The organism is uncultured Phascolarctobacterium sp. (genome assembly GCF_937920985.1).
Classification (GTDB): domain Bacteria; phylum Bacillota; class Negativicutes; order Acidaminococcales; family Acidaminococcaceae; genus Phascolarctobacterium_A.
In genome coordinates this window covers 38914-59928 of record NZ_CALDXR010000030.1, presented here as the reverse complement: position 1 = coordinate 59928, position 21015 = coordinate 38914, and the positions used below count along the sequence as shown (strand labels likewise).

17 protein-coding genes and 1 pseudogene are annotated in these 21015 nt (G+C 49.1%); 10 read left to right on the top strand and 8 right to left on the bottom strand.

The window, feature by feature from the left end; all coding sequences use genetic code 11:
• The 9 genes and pseudogenes from Q0612_RS05440 to Q0612_RS11920 form a co-directional block, all read left to right on the top strand.
• Positions 1 to 1838, top strand: a 1838-nt coding sequence (locus Q0612_RS05440; protein ID WP_298881789.1) for a hypothetical protein, incomplete at its 5' end; no start/stop codon positions are given.
• Positions 1839 to 1850: 12 nt separating this feature from the next.
• Entirely contained in the window at positions 1851 to 2288 is a 438-nt protein-coding gene (locus Q0612_RS05435; protein ID WP_021720812.1) for a YbjN domain-containing protein, read from the top strand.
• A gap of 45 nt (positions 2289 to 2333) precedes the next feature.
• Positions 2334 to 4004, top strand: a complete 1671-nt coding sequence (locus tag Q0612_RS05430) for a ShlB/FhaC/HecB family hemolysin secretion/activation protein (protein ID WP_298881784.1) — start codon at positions 2334 to 2336, stop codon at positions 4002 to 4004.
• A 194-nt stretch (positions 4005 to 4198) separates the two neighbouring features.
• On the top strand, positions 4199 to 4771 hold the full coding sequence (gene pduL / locus Q0612_RS05425) for a phosphate propanoyltransferase (protein WP_277248473.1): 573 nt from the start codon (positions 4199 to 4201) through the stop codon (positions 4769 to 4771).
• Between the two features lie 33 nt (positions 4772 to 4804).
• The gene (locus Q0612_RS05420; RefSeq protein WP_298881767.1) at positions 4805 to 6307 is read left to right on the top strand and encodes a hypothetical protein; all 1503 of its coding nucleotides are present in this window, start codon (positions 4805 to 4807) and stop codon (positions 6305 to 6307) included.
• Between the two features lie 125 nt (positions 6308 to 6432).
• Positions 6433 to 6558: a hypothetical protein gene (locus Q0612_RS05415; protein WP_298881763.1), complete on the top strand. Its 126-nt coding sequence runs from the start codon at positions 6433 to 6435 to the stop codon at positions 6556 to 6558.
• Between the two features lie 90 nt (positions 6559 to 6648).
• Entirely contained in the window at positions 6649 to 7314 is a 666-nt protein-coding gene (lexA, locus tag Q0612_RS05410; protein WP_366517751.1) for a transcriptional repressor LexA, read from the top strand.
• Positions 7315 to 7416: 102 nt separating this feature from the next.
• Positions 7417 to 7815, top strand: a pseudogene (locus Q0612_RS11925) (SseB family protein); the annotation flags it as partial.
• A gap of 3 nt (positions 7816 to 7818) precedes the next feature.
• Positions 7819 to 8388, top strand: a complete 570-nt coding sequence (locus Q0612_RS11920) for an O-acetyl-ADP-ribose deacetylase (protein ID WP_367181695.1) — start codon at positions 7819 to 7821, stop codon at positions 8386 to 8388.
• 94 nt (positions 8389 to 8482) lie between these two features.
• Here the strand turns inward: Q0612_RS11920 and Q0612_RS05400 are convergent, their stop codons facing one another.
• Positions 8483 to 11404, bottom strand: coding sequence for an insulinase family protein (locus Q0612_RS05400; RefSeq protein ID WP_298881758.1), 2922 nt, complete (start codon positions 11402 to 11404; stop codon positions 8483 to 8485).
• A gap of 173 nt (positions 11405 to 11577) precedes the next feature.
• Here Q0612_RS05400 and Q0612_RS05395 point away from each other — a divergent pair, with 173 nt between their 5' ends.
• A complete protein-coding gene (locus Q0612_RS05395; protein ID WP_293829302.1) occupies positions 11578 to 11841 on the top strand; it encodes an Arc family DNA-binding protein in 264 nt (87 codons plus the stop codon).
• Between the two features lie 79 nt (positions 11842 to 11920).
• Here the strand turns inward: Q0612_RS05395 and Q0612_RS05390 are convergent, their stop codons facing one another.
• The 7 genes from Q0612_RS05390 to Q0612_RS05360 all read right to left on the bottom strand — a co-directional run bounded on the left by Q0612_RS05390 (position 11921) and on the right by Q0612_RS05360 (position 20856).
• Positions 11921 to 12916, bottom strand: coding sequence for a bile acid:sodium symporter family protein (locus Q0612_RS05390; RefSeq protein ID WP_298881754.1), 996 nt, complete (start codon positions 12914 to 12916; stop codon positions 11921 to 11923).
• A gap of 112 nt (positions 12917 to 13028) precedes the next feature.
• Entirely contained in the window at positions 13029 to 13244 is a 216-nt protein-coding gene (locus tag Q0612_RS05385; RefSeq protein ID WP_298881753.1) for a helix-turn-helix domain-containing protein, read from the bottom strand.
• A 303-nt stretch (positions 13245 to 13547) separates the two neighbouring features.
• Positions 13548 to 14519 carry a YafY family protein gene (locus Q0612_RS05380; protein WP_293829299.1) on the bottom strand — a complete coding sequence of 324 codons (972 nt, stop codon included), beginning with the start codon at positions 14517 to 14519 and terminating at the stop codon, positions 13548 to 13550.
• A gap of 203 nt (positions 14520 to 14722) precedes the next feature.
• Positions 14723 to 16051: a methylenetetrahydrofolate--tRNA-(uracil(54)-C(5))-methyltransferase (FADH(2)-oxidizing) TrmFO gene (gene trmFO / locus Q0612_RS05375; protein WP_298881752.1), complete on the bottom strand. Its 1329-nt coding sequence runs from the start codon at positions 16049 to 16051 to the stop codon at positions 14723 to 14725.
• The gene (topA, locus tag Q0612_RS05370) at positions 16052 to 18370 is read right to left on the bottom strand and encodes a type I DNA topoisomerase (protein ID WP_298881750.1); all 2319 of its coding nucleotides are present in this window, start codon (positions 18368 to 18370) and stop codon (positions 16052 to 16054) included.
• Between the two features lie 11 nt (positions 18371 to 18381).
• On the bottom strand, positions 18382 to 19506 hold the full coding sequence (gene dprA / locus Q0612_RS05365) for a DNA-processing protein DprA (protein WP_298881745.1): 1125 nt from the start codon (positions 19504 to 19506) through the stop codon (positions 18382 to 18384).
• A gap of 249 nt (positions 19507 to 19755) precedes the next feature.
• Complete coding sequence (locus tag Q0612_RS05360; protein ID WP_298881744.1) at positions 19756 to 20856, bottom strand: MGDG synthase family glycosyltransferase; 1101 nt, start codon at positions 20854 to 20856, stop codon at positions 19756 to 19758.
• Positions 20857 to 21015: the final 159 nt, after the last annotated feature.

The following is a 21015-nucleotide window of genomic DNA, read 5'->3' as shown; positions in this document are numbered from 1 at the left end:
GTAAAGATGTGAACGTAACAACCGGCAGCATTACATCTAGCGGCGCAGGCAACATTACTGCAGGCAACAACGTTAACCTGAACAGAAGCACGCTGGCAGCGGGTGCTGATAGCGTAATTACCGCAACTAATGGCAATATCGCACTTGGCAGCAGCGGCATTACGGTGAACGGTGCTAACAACGGCTTGAAGCTGGATGCCAATGGCAGCGTAATGCAGGATGCAGCGGCTGCAGGTATTACTGCAGATAATCTTACAGTTGAATCCGGCGAGACGCAGCAGCTGCTCAGCAGGAACAATAAGGTGAAGAGCCTAACGATTAAGGGTAAGAACGCAGGCAGCAGCCTGATGGTTAATGGCGTAACCAGGTTTAACGGTACGACGGATAATCTGCTGGTTACTGTTGATGATTCTCATATCAAGGGCGATGTCCTGATTGAAAACTACCAGGCGGATACCGGCAAGATTACCATTAATTCCACTATTGATACCTCTAAGTATAATGATGAACATACCGGTAATATCACTGTTAAGGCAGATGGCGACATTACTACTGCAGGCGGCGTTAATCTGAATGCAGCTGATAAGGTAAGCATCAATTCTAAGAAGGGATCTGTTGTAACTGGCGGTAATGTAACAGCCAACAACGAAGTAGACATCGATGCAGCGAAAGATATTACTGCTAACGGTAGCCTCACTTCTACTAATGCTAACGTAGATTTGCTTGCAGGCGGCAGCATTACAACCGGCGGAGAAGTTAAGGCGCAGAAGAATGTTGATTATAATGCCAAAGGCAGCATTACTACCAAAGGTATTATCAACAGCAAGGCTGGAAACATCCACCTGCAGACAGACGCAGCTAAAGGCGACATCACCTTCGGCGGCGATGTAACTGCCGATCATGGCAACATCAATATCGACGTACTGCAGAACGGTAGTGTAACCGACCATGACAACAAATTCAAAGCTCTTGGCGACAAGGGTGATATCAACAGCGGCAACTTCGCACTGCAAATCAAGGGTGCCGGAGATGTTGACCTGCACGAGATTTATGCTACCAACAATGCGCTTATCGACGTTGCCAACGGCAATCTTACCTTGGCAAAAATCGACGGCAATCTGGTAGCTCTGCAGCTGAAGACCGAAGGTAAGCAGCTGAAGGTTGATGAGCTTATCGCAGGCACCAAGATTATTGCTCAGGGCAGCGACATTGACCTGAACAAGATTCAGCAGCGTCTGGATGCTGACGGCCTTCTGACCATCATTCCGGACGGCGCACAGCCTGATAAGCCTATTGAAAATCTGAAGATTGGTGAGATAATTACCAATAAGGGTGTCCGCTTCGAGCATCTGTGGCTGAATAACGGCTCTATCAAAGTTAGCGAGGGCATGTTCCATATCGATAAGCTGGTAGTCAACAATGTTGCGCATTTCAGCAATAAGCATATGAAGACTGCTGTATGGGGCGCACCGCCGCAACGTGACGGCAGCGACAGCGTTTACTGGAACAACATTGCAGTGAACAACCCGGCATATAATCTGATTGAATGGCAGCAGGAGGGTACTAACCCGGATAAATGGATGTACCTGCACTTCACTGCACAGCCGAACGTTCAGCACAGCAACGGCGCACTGCTTGACCTGCGTAATTATGATTATGTTTATGACCAACGCTTTACCGCTGTAGACCATATGCTGCAGCAGCTCAACGAGAACAAAGCAGAGGAATATGACATCAATCACGCACCGGATGTAGTACAATACTTCCGCTACGACCTATATGACCTGGATGAAGACGATAACAAGAGTGAACCCGTAAAAATCACTGTAGAAGCATAGGAGGAAACGCTGATGAACAAAAAGGCAGAGGCTTTTATCAAATACTTGGATGATAAGAAGATTACCTGCTTTGCCATTGAACAGATTAGCGAGGATAAGCTGAACACAGTGGTCTTCCGTTCTCACATTGTTGTTGAAGGCCAGCGTCTGCCGACGCTGGTCATCCTGGACAGCAGTATTTATGGTATGCTTCGCGTGCAGCTGGCAGCAAATGCTGTCAACGAGACGAACGAAGTGGCTATTCTGAGGGAAATCAACAAGGTGAACCGTCAATATAAGGTGTTCAAATATTATCTTACAGACGACGGTTCACTCTACCTGGACAGCTGCCTGCTCTGCCAAAATGGCAGGCTGGAGGGCGACATGATTTATACCGTGCTGGATGTAATCATCAAGCATCTGGAAAAGGAATATAAAAAAATAATGCAGCTCATCTGGCAGGCTAATTAGTCTGCCGGATGCAGCAAAGTTATGTATATCAAAGGGGTGTTGACGATGATTACTAATAAAACAAGCTTGCTTCTGGTTACGCTTTTGCTGGGATGCAGTGCCGTTGCTTTTGCAGGGCCTACAGATGAGCAGGCAGCGGAATTCCATAAAAGCGGTTTGAACAACGCCGGTGTGGCAGCCAACAGAGCGATAGAGTATATGGAGCGCCAGCGTGTTGCCAAGCAGATTGCCGAGGACAAGGCCAAGGCAAGCAGCAAGATAGAGCAGGGGAGCCAAAAGCCTGATGCGGAGCAGCAGGCAGCAGTAACCTTTAAGCTGGAAAAGCTGGAGCTGGATGAATCTACCGTACTGGAGCAGGCAGAGCTGCAGAAGCTGACGGACGAATATATCGGTAAAGAGGTTGGCGTCAAGGATTTGTACGAGCTGGTGAATAAAATCAACAAGCTGTATCTTGATAATGGTTACTTTACCTGTCGTGCAATTTTGCCGGCGCAGACAATCAAAAACGGTACGGTAAAAATTGAGCTTATCGAAGGCAAAACGAATGCTGTTGAGGTGCAGGGCAACAAGTATACCAAAAGCAAATACATCAGCAAGCGTATGAGCCTGAAGCAGGGTGAGGTTGCCAACATCAATAAGCTGAATGACGATTTACTGCGCTTTAACGCTGCCAATGACGTGCAGCTGCGCATTTCTCTGCAGGCCGGCAGTGAGCCGGGAACTACGGATTACGTCATCAGCGCCTATGAACCGCAAAACATTACCTGGACTGTTTACAGTGATAACGCAGGCAGTGATACGAGCGGCGAATACCGCGGCGGCCTGTTCTTTACGGACAGAAGCCTGACAGGTGTGCGTGACGCGCTGACGCTGAACACAATGCTGAGCGATGGCACCAAATCCTTCGGCCTTGGCTATAGCAGGCCCTTAGGCCATAGCGGTACCAAGCTGAACCTGCAGTACAGCGCCAACAGCGTTCACATTACGGACGGACAGCTGGAGCCGTTGAATGTACGCGGTCATGCTTATGCCATGAACGTTGGCCTGAGCCAGCCGTTGTTAGTGACGGAAAAGACTCGTACTGAGGCAACTCTTGATTACGGTCAGCAAAATTCCAAGACTGATTTCAGCGGCCAGCATTGGCTCGATGATACCATTAAAGGCGTTACGGCAGGCTATTCCGTAACTAATTACGGCGCAAGCTCTGTTATTTACCAAAAGCACAGCTTTAACGCCGGTACGCATACCAATATTGCCGATAAGGACAAGGATTTTTCCCTGTACCAGCTTAACGGCCTGTACCAGAAAATGTATCAGCATGGACAGCTTTTGAGCCTGCGCCTTGACGCACAGCGTGGCTTCAATAACTATCTGCCTTCCGCCCGTCAGTTCTACATTGGCGGTATGTACAGCGTACGCGGCTACAAAGAAAGCCTGCTTGGCGGCGACAGTGGCTACAGTGTGGGCCTGGAATATTCCGTGCCTGTAACTAAGGACAAAAAGACTAATGCTTTCGTCTTTATGGATCATGGTCAGGTCTTTGGCGACAGTGCCTTTGACAGCCATGTACTGACAAGCTGTGGTCTGGGCGTGCGCAGCAACATCACCAAGCACATCGGTGCTGTGGTAACATTGGGCGTGCCTTTGATTAAGGAAATCAATAATACTGATGTAGATTCAACTCGCATCCATTTCATGGTAAGCGGTCAATTCTAAAAGAATCTTGTGTATAATAGGACTAGGGAAACCCGGTCCTATTATTTTTTTCCTGTATATATGTAGGAAAAAGAAGCTTTGCCTGTAGCTGATCTCCTATTATATGAAAAAAATTTCGATAACTGATGACAATTACCACAATTCAAGCTATAATAAGTATATAAACAAAAAATTATTTTATGAGGTGACATACAATGCAATTTCCGATAGTTTTAGGTGTTTCTGCACGTCACGCACATCTGTGCCGTGAGCATATGGATATTTTATTTGGTGAAGGCAGCGAGCTGCACGTTAAAAAGCCGATTGGCCAGCCCGGTCAGTTTGCTTCTGAAGAACAGATTACCATGGTAACTCCCAAGGATTCCATGAAGCTGCGCATCATCGGTCCTCTGCGTCCGGAAACTCAGATTGAGCTTTCTCTGACTGACGCACGCAAGGTTGGCCTTGATGCTCCTATCCGCAACAGCGGCGACATCGCAGGCAGTGCTGGCGCTAAGCTCATCGGTCCGAAGGGCGAGCTGGAGCTGAAGGAGGGTATTATCATCGCTGCGCGCCACGTGCATCTGTATCCGGAAACCGCTGAGAAATACGGCCTGAAGGACGGCGATATCGTTGATATCCAGACAGAGGGCGAGCGTTCCGTAACACTGCATAATGTTCTGGTACGTGCGGGCGTAAAGCATGCTGACGAGGTTCATATTGATACCGACGAAGCTAATGCCTGCAACCTGGGCAGCGGCGTGATGGTGAACGTTGTTACCAAATAACTTCCTTATAATAAAGTAGAGGAGCGAAAGCTTATGAATAAAAGTGCGATTTTAGCAGCAATGCTCATCCTTGCAAGCAGTAGTGCTTATGCCTACGAAAACAGCTACGCAGGCTACAGCGTTAAGGACGGACAGCCTTACTATAAGCTGGAAGCGAAGAAGGTTTATGCGTATACCAATATCAGCAGCAAAAAGGCTTATCAGAACGAAGAGGATTTAAAAAATACCGCAGTTAATATTGTTAACTATTACACAGCAGAGGATATGGAGCAGATTTTAGGCGAAAAATTCTCTACTGCTTATTTTGATGCGGAATATGAGAAGCTGGCGCTTTTGGAGCGCTCCCAGCTTAATCCGAAAACTGTGCCTGCGCCGTTACTGGAGCTTGAAAAATATGCAGAGCACGACAGCAATGGTAATGTAACTATCCAAAGCAAGGTGCTCAAGGAGAAGCTGGACCAGCTTACTCCTGTAATCAAGGTAGGCAAGATTGCCGGCAAAAAGGCAATTACCATTTCTTATATCTATAAGCAATCTGATGTACTGTTTAAAATTGATACCAGCATGGTTTCTGCCAATGACAGACTTTATCTGCTGTCGACAGTAAACAGTGACCAGGATGTATATGCTCCGAAGAAGGACGAAAAAGCTGCTGACGCTGATACAGATGTTGATATCGATGATATTGAAGATATCGATACTGACGAAGCAGGCAGTGAGGATAAAGCAGCAAAAACCAAGCCTCAGGACGCAGCTTCTATAAAGGAAGCAGTAGAAAAGGCCATGCAGGTAGAAAATGTTGCTTTGCGCGACATTCCTGCAGCAACAATGCAGCGCTTTGATAAAGCACACACTAATCTGCTGAAGGGCTTTAAGGCTTTTGCCCCGACAAGCACGCCTAAGGCCATCAGCTTTAATGATACTGCAGTCGGCAAAAGTGTGCAGCTGCCGGATGACTGGTTCTACGGCCAGCTGAACCTGCGATATAAGGATAAAGGCACCTTTTATCTGACTACGGCTTCTTCAATGAAGCAAATGCAGGAGGTTGCCGCAAATACTGATTTTGACAATATCTATTCCGTATTTGCTATTCCGGCGTCTGATCCTGAATATCAGCAAAAGTTCATGGAGCTTTACACCAGCGGCATGCGTAATGTTCTGGAGCATTGGAATCATCTGCTTGTTACCGTCAGCGTAGATAATATTAATGACGCTGATGCTAAAGAGCTTTTAGCAACGCCTGTTGCCAACAAGCTTGCTGTAGAAAGCTTTATTAATGATGGTCTGCAGCGACTGAAGGGCTTCAGCAACGAATACTTTGCTTTGAAGGATTATAAGACAAATTTTGACTTCACCCAGGAAAAAGCTCTTATAGGCATCAATGCTGATACCCAATTGCTGAAGGATTTTGCTTATAATAATAAAATTTTACTGAGCTGCAATCAAAAAGCTGCTACAGCGATGCTTTTTATTAAAAAAACCGACGTTGAAACGGAAAAAAGCCTTGAACAGCAAGTAAACGAATGGCACTTTTAATTACACAGGTGCAATGAGTTGCAGTGCATAAAAATCTCACGTCTGAGAAAAGAAAAATTTAACATAATATACATTATCGGACGTAAAATATTATTTTACAGTCAATACACCGGAAAGGTAAAGCTATGGATAAAGCAATTTCTGTACTATGGAAAATACTTAAAATACTGCTTTTAATTGTAGGTATTGTATATGCTCTTATGCTTCTTTTAGGTTTTATTGGAGCTTGTGGTTTTGCTTTCTTTAATTAGTCACCATGCGCACTGCTGTTTGACGAAATTACTTTTATCTGCTATAATTTGTATAAGGTAATCTATAAACAAATGATTGGAGGGTCTAAAATGGGAAGAAGAAAAGCGCTCCCGCCAGACTTTGATGGCAACTATACTGAAGAAATGTTGTCTGAACGCCAACGTAATATTTTAAAATTCGTCCGTACCTTTATTAATCATAAGGGTTATCCGCCTGCTGTACGTGAAATAGGTGCAGCTGTAGGCTTATCTTCCAGTGCCAGCGTGCATAACCATCTGAAGAAGCTGCAGGAATACGGCTTCATTCAGCGTGATGCTGCTAAACCGCGTGCATTGGAGCTGATGAGCGAAAGTGATGCCTGGAGAAATAAGCTGCTTGTTCCGGTACCGCTGGTTGGCAAGGTTACTGCAGGTGTTCCTATTCTCGCTGTAGAGAATATTGAAGAGACCTATCCTATTCCTCGTGACCTGATCGGCTGCGACGATGATGTCTTCATGCTTTCCGTATGCGGTGACAGCATGATCAACGCAGGTATCCTGGATCACGACTACATTATTGCTCGTAAGCAGAACTTTGCTAATAACGGTGATATTGTTGTTGCCTTGATTGATGGCGAGGAAACTACCGTTAAGCGTTACTTCCGCGAGCTGCGCAGTGTGCGCCTGCAACCGGAAAACGATAAGTATCAGCCGATTGTCGGTTCTGACAACATTAAGGTGCTTGGTAAGGTTATTTCTGTATTCCGCATGCTGTAATAGCCTGACTGTAAAATGCATGTAAAATGATGTCACTTTAGCGTCATATACGAAAAACAGCTCTTTACAGAGCTGTTTTTTTGTTATATATTATAGTTATGAATGTGTGTAAACGATTTTTATAAGGAGATGACGCTTATGTTACATCCATCTACTGATATTATCATGAATGCCCAGCAATTTTTTGCTGTTGAACAGAGTGAAGCCAACCTGGTCAAGCTGCTCCATGCAGTCAGCGTAATGCTGCAGGAAGGTGCTGAGGTGCTCATTCCTACTGCTGCCGATGCGCCGGAGGACCGGCTGCTGCTGCAGACGCAGACTACGGAAAGCGGCCTGGAATATATGACTGCCTTCAGCAGTAAGGAAGCCTATGAGCAGGGCGCACCTTGCAATGTTATCAGCCGCCCTTTGGTCAATTACTTTGAAGCAATCCTGCAAATGGACGGCATTGCCGGCATTATCTTTAACCCTGCTTCCCCCGCTCCCTTCAATATCCAAAATCAGATGCTGAAGGAGCTGCTGGCCGATGCCAAGAAGAACAAGCAGCAGAACGCTATTTCTGTTTGGCGTGGTGATATAACTACGCTGGACTGCGACGCTATTGTCAATGCTGCTAACAGTACGCTTTTAGGTGGCGGCGGCGTTGATGGTGCTATCCACCGCGCTGCAGGACCGCAGCTTCTGGAGGAATGCAAAACCTTAGGCGGCTGCCCGACTGGTGCTGCCAAGATTACCTATGGCTATAACCTGCCTGCAAGCTACATTATTCATACTGTAGGCCCGATTTATAATGGCAAGGTTGAGCAAAGGCTGGAGCTGGCCGACTGCTACAAGAACAGTCTGGACCTGGCACGCAAGCATCATCTGCACAGCATCGCTTTCCCGGCGATTTCTACCGGTGTTTATGCTTATCCTGTGGACGAGGCTGCCCGTATCGCTCTTTTGACCTGCACCGAATGGATTAATGCCAACGCCAACTATGGCATGAGCGTTGTGCTTACCTGTTTCAACAGCGGCGTTTATAACGCTTATCAGGAGCTTGTTAAAAAGGCGCAAAACGGTGAGCTGGACTAAGTAAATATCGTTTTTCCGTATAACAAAACCCGTGACTCCCTTCGGACGTCACGGGTTTTTATTAGCCTTAGCGTAAATTTAATAGCGTACAGATTTACGCATTGATGATATTGTTGAACAAAGATTTATTAGCTTCAATAGGCTGCTTGCCGCCGACTACGCAAATCAGGCCGTCGCTGAGCATGTCCTCTACTACCTTAGCCAGTGCCTGCAGGTCGGCGCTAGTTACCTGCAGAACCTCGTTGCGGATGCGCTGGCGCAGCTCAACTGGAACGTGCTTCAGGTATTGTGCTGTAGCCTTGTCAAGACGCATGCTGTTGGTCAGAGGCTTATCCATCGTGCTGATGGTACCGATAACATACTTGTTCAGCTCGCGTTCGGGGAACTCTTCGTTCCTCAGCCATTCTGCCAGACCTTTATAGGCCTCCAGTGTTTTTGGCAGCTGCGGGTCGCGGTAGGAGGCAAATACGCCTACACCGTTCAGCTCAAAGCGTGCAGTAACGCCGTAAGCGCCGCCCTGGATACGGATCTTGGTCCAAAGGTATTCGTAGCTCAGAATAGTTTCCAGTACAGCCATAGCGCCCACATATTTGTGACCATGCTTAGCAAAGTTGCCGCCTGCAGCGACGTATTGCACCTTACCGGCAGTTGCAATAGCCTCGTTAGTGGTGCCTACAGGCAGAACATCAGCCTTCTCCCCTGTTTCTACCTCAGACAGCTTGCTGATGAACTCCAGGCATTGCGCTTTTACTGTTGCCTGCTCCTTCATATCACAGCTGTAGCTAAGCAGGAAGCGGCTCTTCTGGAAGAAGCGTTTGATTAACAGGCTAAGTTGCTCCAGCACCTGTGGTGCCAGCTCGTCGAAGTTATCGGTCAGCTTTTTGAGGAACTGGTAATAGCTGAACTCATCCTGCTCGTTGACGCGTGCGCCGGCAGAGCAATAGGAGTACAGTCTGGAGATAGCAACCGTTTGACCGCGGTTGAAGAAGTTGTCGTCCCAATCGGTTTTCAGCTCGGATACCAGCTCGCGGAAGCGGTCCAGATCGTCCAGCTTGCTTTCCAATGCAATCGCCTGCAGGATATCCAGCATTTTCGGCAGGTTTTCTGTGAGGCATTTGCCTTTGGTGGAGAAGTAAATCTTGTAATCGTCCGTGGCTTCAGCCTCGGTAAAGGCGCGTACAGCGAACGCAATGCCACCGGTGTACATGATAGCGTTGGTTGCCAACTCCTGATAGCTGTAGCGTTCAGTGTTGAACTTGCCCATGATATCAGTAAGCAGATAGCACAGAGGCAGCTTTTCTGCCTCCATGTCGGTAATATCAAAATAGAAGCCGGTATAAGCGATTTTATTGGTGTTGCGCGGCAGATACAGCAGACGGCTTGCGCCCAGTGTTTCTTCCTGCGTTTCAATCTGCTCTACCTCCTGCCTGATATCACTGCGCTTTAGTACAGGGATGGTTGCGCGTGCTTCCTCGCTGTCGGGAGTAGCCTGCAGGCGGTGCAGCTCGGCGCATTCGTCGATATGCTGCTGCAGCTCCTCCTGGCTCATCTTGGCTTTGATAGCGCTCATCTTGGCAGCAGCGGCCTCCTGGTCTGCCTCCTCCTTGCCGGGCTGCGGCAGCAGGGTTACCAGCACCTTATGGGTGTTGTCCAGCAGATAGTTTTCAATAATGCTTTCATAATAATTGGTCTTCAGGCCCTCGCGCAGTGCTGCGATATATTTGTTATAGCACAGGCCTTCAATCGGATTGCCGTCATACAGCCAGTTGTCCATAACGCCGATGCCCAGAATCAGTCCTTTGGGATAGCCGCCGAAATCTGCCTCGCGCAGCTTGAATTCCATGGAGTTGATGTTGGCCTCCAGCAGCTTTTTGTCAACGCCGTTGATGGTGATTTCCTGCAGTGTTTTATAGATAACGCTGATAAATTTATCGCGCAGCTCCTTCTCACTGCCGCTGGCACGGATAGAAAATACCGGCTGATACATGCTGGAGGTATAGCTGCCGTTGATAATCTGGCCTATGCCTGCGTCCATCAGCGCGCGGCGCAGTGCGGAGGATTCGCTGTCCAACAAGGTGCTCTTCAGCAGGCTCAGCGCCATGCTGGTCTGCAGGTCGGTTGCCTTGCCTGTTACGATAGAAAGCTCGTGATATGTTTTGGCAGTGCAATCCTCCTCTGCTCCAACCGGATAAAAGGCTTCGATATCCGCAGTACGCATCAGTGGCTGCTGCTCTGCGATGGCAGAATCAACAGTGCCCGTCTTTTCAAAGCTGCTCAGATATTCGCTGTCGAGATATTCCAAAGTAGCGTCGATATCCATGTCGCCGTATAAATAGATATAGCTGTTTTCCGGGCTGTAATAGGTTTTGTGGAACTGCTCGAATTTTTCCTGAGTCAGCTGCGGAATAGCGTCCGGATAGCCGCCGGATTCAAAGCGGTAGCAGTTATCAGGGAACAAGGCCTTCATTGCTTCGTTTTCCAGATAAGCGTCCGGAGAAGAATAAACACCCTTCATTTCGTTATAAACAACGCCGTTATAGCTCAGCTCGCCGTCGAGGCTGTCCAGATTATAATGCCAGCCCTCCTGACGCAGGGTGTATTTGTTCTGGTAGAAGGAAGGATAGAACACAGCGTCCAGATATACGTCCATCAGGTTATGGAAATCCTTATCGTTGCGGCTGGCAACGGGATACATGGTCTTATCCGGGAAGGTCATCGCGTTCAAAAAGGTGTTCAGAGAGCCCTTGACGAGGTCTACGAAAGGCTCCTTTAAGGGATATTTGCGGGAGCCGCAGAGAGAGGAATGCTCCAGGATATGTGCTACACCTGTATCATCTGCAGGCGGAGTTCTGAAGGAAATAGAAAAAACCTTGTTATCGTCATCGTTAGCAAGGTACAAAAGGCGTGCGCCGCTCTTGATATGCTCCATGATATATGCCTGGGAGCTGATTTCATCTACAAATTGTGCTTGTAAAACCTTAAAGCCGTGGTATACGGCATTTATTGCTAAAGTCATTGTTGCCTCCTAAAATTTACACTATGGTATTCATTATAGCATATTTGCAAAGCTATTGTCTGAAAATCTTGTAAAAAGAGTTAGCTGTTGCTAAAAAAGATTATCTCCTTGCCAAATATGCATTTCTTGCCTATAATAATTAGTAGAATTATCAGTATACGGAGGGAGTATTCATGGAAGAGGCACGCTTTACATTGCGCATTCATCCTATTATCATGAATAAGATGAAGCATTTAGCAAAGATAAATGGTCGTTCGGTCAATAAGGAAATCGAACAGATTTTGAAATGGGTTATTGATGATTATGAGCGCCAATACGGCAAAATTGAGCTGACCAAGGCGGAAATGCCGGGCTTTAGCACAGGCGCGCCGGTTAAGGAAGCGCCGGAGCAGCCTATGGCAATGCTCTTCGGTTTAGATGAGAAGAATAAAAAATAAGGAGCAGGCTTTCTCCCCTGCTCTACGGCAAAAATTAAGAGGCACTACTGCGCTGCAGTAGTGCCTTTAGTGTTTATGCTTATTTTGCTATTGCATGTTCCTTAATGTCCAGCTTTTGCTTCTCCTCTACTTCTTTGATGCGGCAGCTGGCGAAAATAGAACCGGAAACGTTATGCCATACGCTGAAAATTGCTCCCGGAAGCGTAGCCAGCGGGTTAGCGGCGAAGTTTGCAGTTGCCAGTGCAAGCGCCAGACCACTGTTCTGCATTGCAACTTCAATAGCGATAGATGTTTCCTTAGCGTAGGATACCTTCATCAGACGCGCCATGCCCAGGCCCAGTGCCATACCGATGCCGTTGTGCAGGACAACTGCCAGCATTACGATCAGACCGCAGCTCATCAGCTTAGCAGCGTTGACAGCAACGATACCATCGATAATGGTTACAATCGCTACAACAGAAACCAGCGGCAGAATACCGCCCAGCTTGACGATGGTTTCGTGGAAAAGACTGTTCAAGATGATACCTGCAAGCACAGGCAGCAGCACAATCTTCACTACGGAAAGCACCATAGCCATAAAGCTTACCTCTACCCAGGAGCCTGCCAGCAGGTACACCAGCACAGGTGTTACCAGCGGTGCAATCAAGGTCGAAGCGATGGTCATGCCCACGGATAAGGGAACGTCACCCTTAGCGATGTAAGCAATAACGTTGCTGGCAGTACCGCCGGGGCAGCAGCCTACGAGGATAACGCCCAGAGCGATATCAGTATCAAGATTCATCACTACAGCCAACAGATAGGCTGCCAGGGGCATAATAGTGTATTGCAGGATACAGCCAGAAATAACCTCCTTAGGTCGGGAAAAGACGATTTGAAAGTCCTCACGCTTGATTGTCAGGCCCATGCCAAACATTGCTGTACCCAGGAAGAGGGCCGTGTACTGCGGAATCCACATGAATTTCTGCGGATGTGTAAAGGCTACCGCAGAGGTGATTAAAATCACGACGGCGATGTACTTGGATAACAATCCGCTTACCTTGCCAATGATGTTTAAAACGCTGTTTTGCTCGTTCATATTAAATTGCCTCCTTACATGTATGCTGCCTTGCGGCAGTCACGCTGTTAATTGCCTCGAGCAGAAGCAATTACATGGGTATTGTACCACAAAAAGGAGGAAAAATAAAGCTTTAGCAGGCCTCCAGCAGGTGCGACACCTTTACCTGCAGCTTATCGGCGATGCGGAATACCAGGTCCATGCTGGGGCGAGCACTGCCATGCTCAATTTTGCTTAAATACTGCGGAGTAATGCCAATCTGTTCTGCGAGCGTCCCCTGCCCCAGCTCCTGCATGGTTCTGTAATAACGAATTTTTTTGCCCATTTCAACATATTTTTCACAATACATATATCACCACTCCTCTTCATCTTACTGATTATAGCTTACATTATTCAAGGCAGTTCTTCATGGAAAAAAAGGTGCGGGTTCTGCTTCTTGCACCTAATTTCGCTGGCATTACCATAGTAAGGGATTGGTAATGCCTGGATTGCTACTGCAACCGATGCCTGAAACGTGTTGCTGCCTCAGTGTTTTTTTACTTGCTTACCATAAGCTAATTATAAAAAACAGGATAGCCAAAGATTGACTATCCTGAAAAGTTTTCTAGATGAAATAAGAAATTTTTTGGTGCTTTATGGGATTTTTTTCAGCTTAATTTACTGCCAGCTCCTGTCGGGACACAACCTCAATCAGCTCACCCTGGCTTTTGAGCCAGATATCAATGCCCTTGCCGAAAACCTCTGCTTCAATCAGCGTACCCTTTTCGTCCTCCTGCACAACCTTAGCGGTTGGCAGTCGGTCTAAAATGTACTCATAGCAGCTACCTTTGAAGTAAAAGCGCAGTCGCTGCAGATGACCACCATACATAAACTGGATGCGCTTACGGAACTCGCCCTCTTCAAAGCGTTGGGCATACGGTACAGCAAAATGCTTGTCCGTAATCGTAAAGCCTTTGATTCTGTCGATGCGGTAAATTGTCGGGAAGGGATCGTTTTCAATCTCAAACTTCACCTTTTTCTTGTCCTTGGGGGCAATGAAGGCGATCAGATAAAAATAGAATTCGGAGAACATGATGCCTACAGGCTGCACAGTGCGCTGCACCTGCACGCCATCAGTACGGCGGTAGGCAATCGTTACCTCCTGCTGCTCGCGTACAGCGCCGCTCAGCTCCCACATCTTCTTGAGGAACTTGTCCTGATGCTGTGGCTCTACGTACAGCAGCTTTTCGTTGCCAATCAGCTCGCTCACACGCTGCTGCTCCGTTTTGGGGATACAGCAGTCAATAAGCTTATCGATAATCGGGTAAAGCTCCTTTTTGGTAAACGCCCTGCTTTCCAGCAGTATTTTGAGCGTGGCGAAAACCTCTTCGTTAGACAGCAGATTGCGTGAAGGCGGTACCAATTGGTAAGCGCCCAGCTTTTGGTTATATACCAGGTCCTGCACCAGGCCTGTAGCTTCATTCTGTTCATGCAAAAAGGACCGTAGGTCTTCTATGTCGCGCTGAATTGAGCGTAAGGAGCAGCCAAAGCGTTGGGCCTCCTCCTTCTTGTAGAGCATTTTGCCGTCTACCAGGCGCGAATACATATAGAGCAAACGATCCTTAGCGATACGTAAATCTGTCATGATTAGTTCCTCCCTGCCATGAACTTTGCAAAGCGGTTGCTGTAAGAAAATCTCTTTAAGCTTATTATAGCACGTTTATTCTCTTAAGCAAACGTTTTGCCACTGGCTATAAGCAGATTTTATCATAGCAGGAGGACACATATTGTCTTTGTTGAAAAATATTTTTGGCTTTTTTATTTATTTTAGAGATAATAGGCCAAAATTTACGCCTGTTCAGTTTTAAGCGCAGGCAGAAAGCCATCCAGTGCTTCCAAAGCGCGTGCTGCAATCTGTGCGTTCTTTTCTCTCTTCTTGCGGATGCGTACAGTCAGCGGCGGAATGAGGCCGAAGTTGATGTTCATCGGCTGGAAGTTTTCAATCGTCGGATTGCTGATGTAGTTGGCCAGCGCTCCGTGCGCAGTTACCTCGGGGAATTCTACCTCAGGCAGGCCCAGCAGCGCTCTCGCAGCAGCTAAACCGGCCATCAGGCCGGAGGCTGCTGACTCGACGTAGCCTTCTACGCCTGTCATCTGTCCGGCAAAGTAGAAACGCTTGTTGCTGCGCAGGTTGAAGTGCTTATCCAGCAGCTGCGGCGAATTCAGATAGGTGTTTTTGTGCATTACGCCGAAACGGACGAACTCTGCGTTCTCCAGACCGGGAATCATGCCGAAAACACGTCTTTGCTCCGGCCATTTGAGATGTGTCTGGAAGCCTACCAGGTTGTAGAGAGACGCTGCAGCGTTATCCTGGCGCAGCTGCACCACTGCATACGCCTCCTTGCCGTTACGCGGGTCAATGAGGCCTACAGGCTTCAGCGGGCCGAAGCGCATGGTGTCCTCGCCTCTGGCAGCCATTTCCTCGATAGGCATGCAGGCTTCAAATACATCATGCTCAAAATCCTTTACGGGAGCGCTTTCCGCATTGCAGAGAGCTTCCCAGAAGGCAACGTATTCTTCCTTCGTGTAGAAGGGGCAGTTGAGGTAGTCGGCGCCGCCCTTGTCATAGCGGGACGCGCGGTAAACCTTGTCATAGTCCAGGGAATCAGCGGTAACAATCGGTGCTGCTGCGTCAAAGAAGTGCAGGTATTCAGCCTGCAGCAGCTTTTTGATATCGTCAAAAAGCGCAGCGCTGGTCAGCGGACCGCTGGCTACGATAACAGTGCCTTCCAGGCTTTCCAGGTCGGTCACCTCTTCGTGGATGACGGTAACGAGCGGATTAGCCTTCACTGCCTCGGTTACGGCAGCGGCAAAGCCGTCGCGGTCAACAGCCAGAGCACCACCGGCAGGCACCTGATGCTCGTCAGCCTTTTGCATGATGAGGGATCCTAAACGGCGCATTTCCTCCTTGAGCAGGCCGACAGCGTTTTCAATGTTGCCTGCGCGCAGGGAATTGCTGCAGACAAGCTCAGCAAAATATGCAGTTTTATGTGCTTCGTCACTTTTTACAGGACGCATTTCGTGCAGGATTACAGGGATACCGTGGCGCGTCAGCTGGGTAACGGCTTCGCAGCCTGCCAGGCCCGCACCGATTACGTGTACAGGAGAGATAGTCATTTATTCCTTGCTGCCTTTCTTAGTTGTAGTAGTTTTCTTTGCAGTAGTAGCTTTTTTAGCAGTAGTTGCTTTAGTAGCGGTAGCTTTCTTTGCTGTGGGAGTTTTCTTTGCAGCAGTTTTGGTAGTTGCAGTTTTCTTAGCGGTAGTCTTTTTAGCCGCCGTAGTTTTCTTGGCTGCGGTTGTTTTAGCTTCCGTAGTCTTTGCTGCTGCGTTTTTAGAGGCATATACCGGCCTTGCCTTGGAGCATTCCGGGTTGCTGCAGAACTTGCGCTTGCTGCCGTTGCGTTCCACGTGCTCTACCATCATAGCGCCGCAGTCCGGGCAGGTTTCGTTAAGCGGCTTGTCCCAGGTGGTGTAATCGCACTCAGGATACTTTTCGCAGCCATAGAATAACTTGCCGGTTTTGCTCTTGCGTTCAAGAATATCGGCACCGCACTTGGGACATTTTACACCAATCGGGTGCAGGATAGGCTTGGTATTGCGGCATTTGGGGAAGTTGGGGCAAGCCAGGAACTTGCCGAAGCGTCCCTCGCGAATAACCATCATCGTACCGTCGTTGCATTTGTCGCAGGGTACGTCGGAAACCTCCAGCGGGATTTCGACGATAGGAATGGCCACGCCTGCGTGGTCCAGATCCTTTTTGAAGGGACCGTAGAATTCGCTGAGGACCTCGTCCTTGGTGTGCTTCTTTTCGGCAACCTCATCCAGCTTTTCCTCCATCTGGGCGGTGAAGCCGATGTTGATGAGTCCCTTGAAGTATTCGGTGAGCATATCCACGGTCATAATGCCAAGCTCGGTAACGAGCAGCTTTTTGGCCTCTTTTACCACGTAACCGCGGGTAAGCAGGGTAACGATGGTCGGGGCAAAGGTGCTGGGGCGGCCGATGCCCTTCTCCTCCAGCTCCTTGATGAGCGTTGCTTCGGTGAAGTGCGCGGGTGGCTCGGTGAAGTGCTGCTCTGCCGGCATGAGCTTGTAAAGCAGCAGCTTGCTGCCAGGCTCAATGTAAGGAACCTTAGCGTCCTTTTCTTTATCATCATATTTGCTGTGCAGCTGCAAGAAGCCCGGGAATTTCAGTACGGAGCCTGTTGCGCGCAGCTGGTAGTCAGCAGCATCAATCGTCAATGTGGTAACGTCATAAACAGCGTCCGTCATCTGGCTGGCAACAACGCGGTTCCAGATGAGGGTATACAGCTTCAGCTGGTCGCCTGTAAGGTACTCCTGCATTTCGGCCGGGGTACGCATGACGCTGGTCGGACGAATCGCCTCATGCGCGTCCTGCGCGTTCTTTTTGGTGCTGTAATGGTTTTCCTTCGCCGGACAGAATTCGCTGCCGAAGTTTTGCTTGATATAGTCGCGGATTTCGGCAACAGCAACATCTGCCAGACGCACGGAGTCGGTTCTCATATAGGTAATCAGACCGACGGAGGTTTTGCCTAAGGATACGCCTTCATAAAGCTGCTGTGCAAGCATCATAGTCTTTTTTGCGCTGAAGTTGAGCTTTTTGTTGGCCTCCTGCTGCATGCTGGAGGTGGTAAACGGCGGTACGGGGTGACGCTTGCGTTCCTTCTTCACTGCGTCGCTCACAATGTAATCAGCCTTGGACAGTGCTTCCTCCGCTGCTCTTGCCTCCTGCTCATTGTGCAGCTCCAGCTTTTTGCCCTTGTATTTTACTGCTTCCGCCTCAAACAGCGGTGCTTTGCTGTTTTCACGCAGCTTGGCGCGCAGTGTCCAGTATTCTACCGGCACGAAGTCTTCAATTTCACGGTCGCGATCAGCAACAATTTTGGTTGCAACGGACTGTACGCGGCCGGCGCTCAGGCCCTTGCGGATTTTGCGCCACAGCAGCGGGCTCAGCTGATAGCCTACGATGCGGTCCAGAATGCGGCGTGCCTGCTGTGCATCAACCATATCCATGTCAATGCAGCGCGGATGCTTAATAGCGTCCTTGACAGCAGTTGCGGTAATCTCATGGAATTCAATGCGGCAGGCAGATGTCGGGTCAATGCCCAGAATAAATGCCAGATGCCAGCTGATGGCTTCACCCTCACGGTCAGGGTCAGTTGCCAGTAAGACTTTATCGGCTTTTTTGGCTTCAGCCTTCAGGGATTTGATTAAATCGCCTTTGCCGCGGATATTGATATATTTCGGCTCAAATTCGTCTGCATGCTCCTCGTCCGGCAGAAAGGTCACACCCAGGGTGCTTTTCGGCAGGTCGCGCAAGTGTCCCATAGAAGCCTTTACTGTATAGTTTTTACCTAAAAATTTTTCGATAGTCTTGGATTTCGTAGGTGATTCCACGATAACCAGAGTCTTTGCCATTTGTGTTCCTCCTACTTACGGTAGTAACGCTGCGCCTGGTCTGTAGCCACCAGTCCGGCGGCCTGCAGGTCAAGCAGCTCCATGCTCACGGCAGCAAAAGCGACACCGCTCTGCTCCGTCAGCTTTTCTAAAGAAAGCGCTCCTGCCTGCAAAAGTGCCAGCAGCTTCGCTCCTAATTCGGTTGTGACCGGTGCGGGTGCAGGCTTTGGCTCCTGCGGTGCACAGTCAAAAATACTTGGCTGGGTTATGCGGCGGTTCATCGCCTGCTGCCAGCTCTTTTTATCGTCTAAAATATCCTGTGGCATATCCACCAGCTTGGCACCGGTGCGGATAAGCTCATGACAGCCAATGCTGCTGCCATCGAAAATATTCCCCGGTACGCAATATACCTCGCGTCCCTCATCGGCAGCAATGTTGGCCGTAATGACAGCGCCGCTGCGCTTGCCTGCTTCTGCTACCAGTACAGCCTGCGACAGACCGACGATGATGCGGTTGCGCGCAGGAAAGTTGGCCGCTATGGGCGGTACTCCCGGCGGGTATTCCGACACGAGCGCGCCGCGTTCGGCAATGCGGGCGAACAGTCTGGCGTTTTCCGGCGGATAGGCAATATCCAGTCCACAGCCAAGCACTGCCACCGTCGTCCCTCCGGCCTGCAGGCAGGCCTCGTGCGCCGCTGTGTCAATGCCCTTGGCACCACCGCTGATGATTGGTATGCCCTCGCGCGTCATCGCCTTGGCAAAGTAGGCGGCAGCACGCACACCGTATTCCGTACAGCGACGTGAACCGACTATCGCCAAGGCGTAAGGCGCCTCGGGCAGCCTTCCTTTGATGTAAAGCACCAAAGGCTTGTCGCTCAGGTTCTGCAGGCTCTGCGGATAGCTGGCGTCCGTATACGCAAGTAACTCCACGCCATGATGACGGCAGAAGTAATCAATTTTCTGCGGCATGCGTGCATCGCGGTTGCCAAGAAAATTGTGAACCGCCTTCAGCGTGCAAAGTCCTGTCGCTGTAAGCGTGGCAGCATCAGCCTCAAAAACAGCGTGGGCACTGCCTAAAGCTTTGATTAATTCAGGGATTCTGCTGCGTCCCAACCCGGGGACAGCAGCGCAGATTGCAGCAAGATATAAGGTATCCATAAGGTCACACTCCTCCTGTTTTCTCTACATGATTATGCAGTCAGAGCGGAACTTCATGCCACAGCCTTCATAATATGCGATTTTCTTACATTATAATGATGAAATTCGTATTGGTCAAGTAAATTAATTATACAATAGAAGAAATTATCAAGCAAAACTATTGCCAAAGACACTGCCCGAAGTGCGCAAAACCGCGCCACGCAGCAAAAAGGACTCCCTCGGGGGAAGGAGTCCGCTATTGATTAATTTTTATTTTTGCAGTCTTTGCATTACGTAGTCTACAATCTGCTGTGCTGCCAAAGGATGTGCATGCTCGCTGCACGCTGCAGCCTCACGCGAGCTTATCGTGCTGCTTTTGATATGCTGCACCAGCTCGTCGGTAGAATGTGCCACCAGAGCGCCGCAATACTGCTGCAGGAAGGCGGCGTTGCCCTCCTCCTGCCCCGGCAGCGGCTTGTAGATTAAAAGGTCCAGCCCGCTCGCCAGCACCTCGGAAGAGGTTAAGCCGCCGGCCTTGGTGATAATCATATCAGCGCCTGCCATGAGCTGCGGTACGTCCTCACGGAAGCCGTAGATTTCGGCAGTAGCACCGTATTTGGCCTGCAGCTGTGCTGCCAGCGCCTCATTGTGGCCGGTGACGGCAACAACGCGCAGGTTTTTCAGAGCGGCGCGCTGCAGCGCCGCGATAATCTCGCCCATCGGCAAGAGGCCTTCGCCCCCGCCCATCAGCAGGCAGACGCGTTCGTTTTCGTCCCAGCCGAAGAATTCGCGGCATTTCTGCTTATCGTGCTTAATCATAAACTGCTGGCGCACGGGAATGCCCGTAGCCTGGATATCGGCAGTTGTAGTGAGCTTGTCGCGTAGCAGCTCGTCGGCGATAAAATAGGTATCTACGCCATCGCAAACCCACCAGCGGTGAATCGTAAAGTCGGTCACTACGGCGCCAAGCCAGAGCTTGGGATGCTGCTTTTTGTAATAGCCGATAATGCCTGCAGGCGTAGCGTGCGTGGCGATTACGGCGTCAGGCTGCACACTGCGCAGGTAGCTGCCGCCTAAGCGTGCCAGGAGGCGGTTTAAGAGCTCACGCAGCCATAAGGAGCCACCCTGCTTGTTGCCCCAGGTGTAGGCCAGCTTATAAAGCCAGGGGCAGCATTTTAAAATCCACAGGTAGCTGCCTAAAAAGGCCTTGCCTAGAAACTGCGGGAAGAAGTCAAAGATGTTGCCGTGGATGACCTCAACCTCCGGTCGGTCGGCGAAAGCCTGCTCCAGCGCTTCGGCTGCCAGCCTGTGTCCCGAGCCTATGGGTGCTGAAAGCAGGAGCACGGTATATTTTTTTCGTGTTTCATGCATATGTATCACCATCTATATTGTGTCTGAAATATAGCTCAACGGAATTTTTTTTGCGAAAAGACTTGCTATCATAGCCTTTATATTGTATCATATTTTTAACTACAATCAATAGTTAATGTTCTCGCAAAGCGTAAAATTCGTGAGAAATTTTTGGGAGGC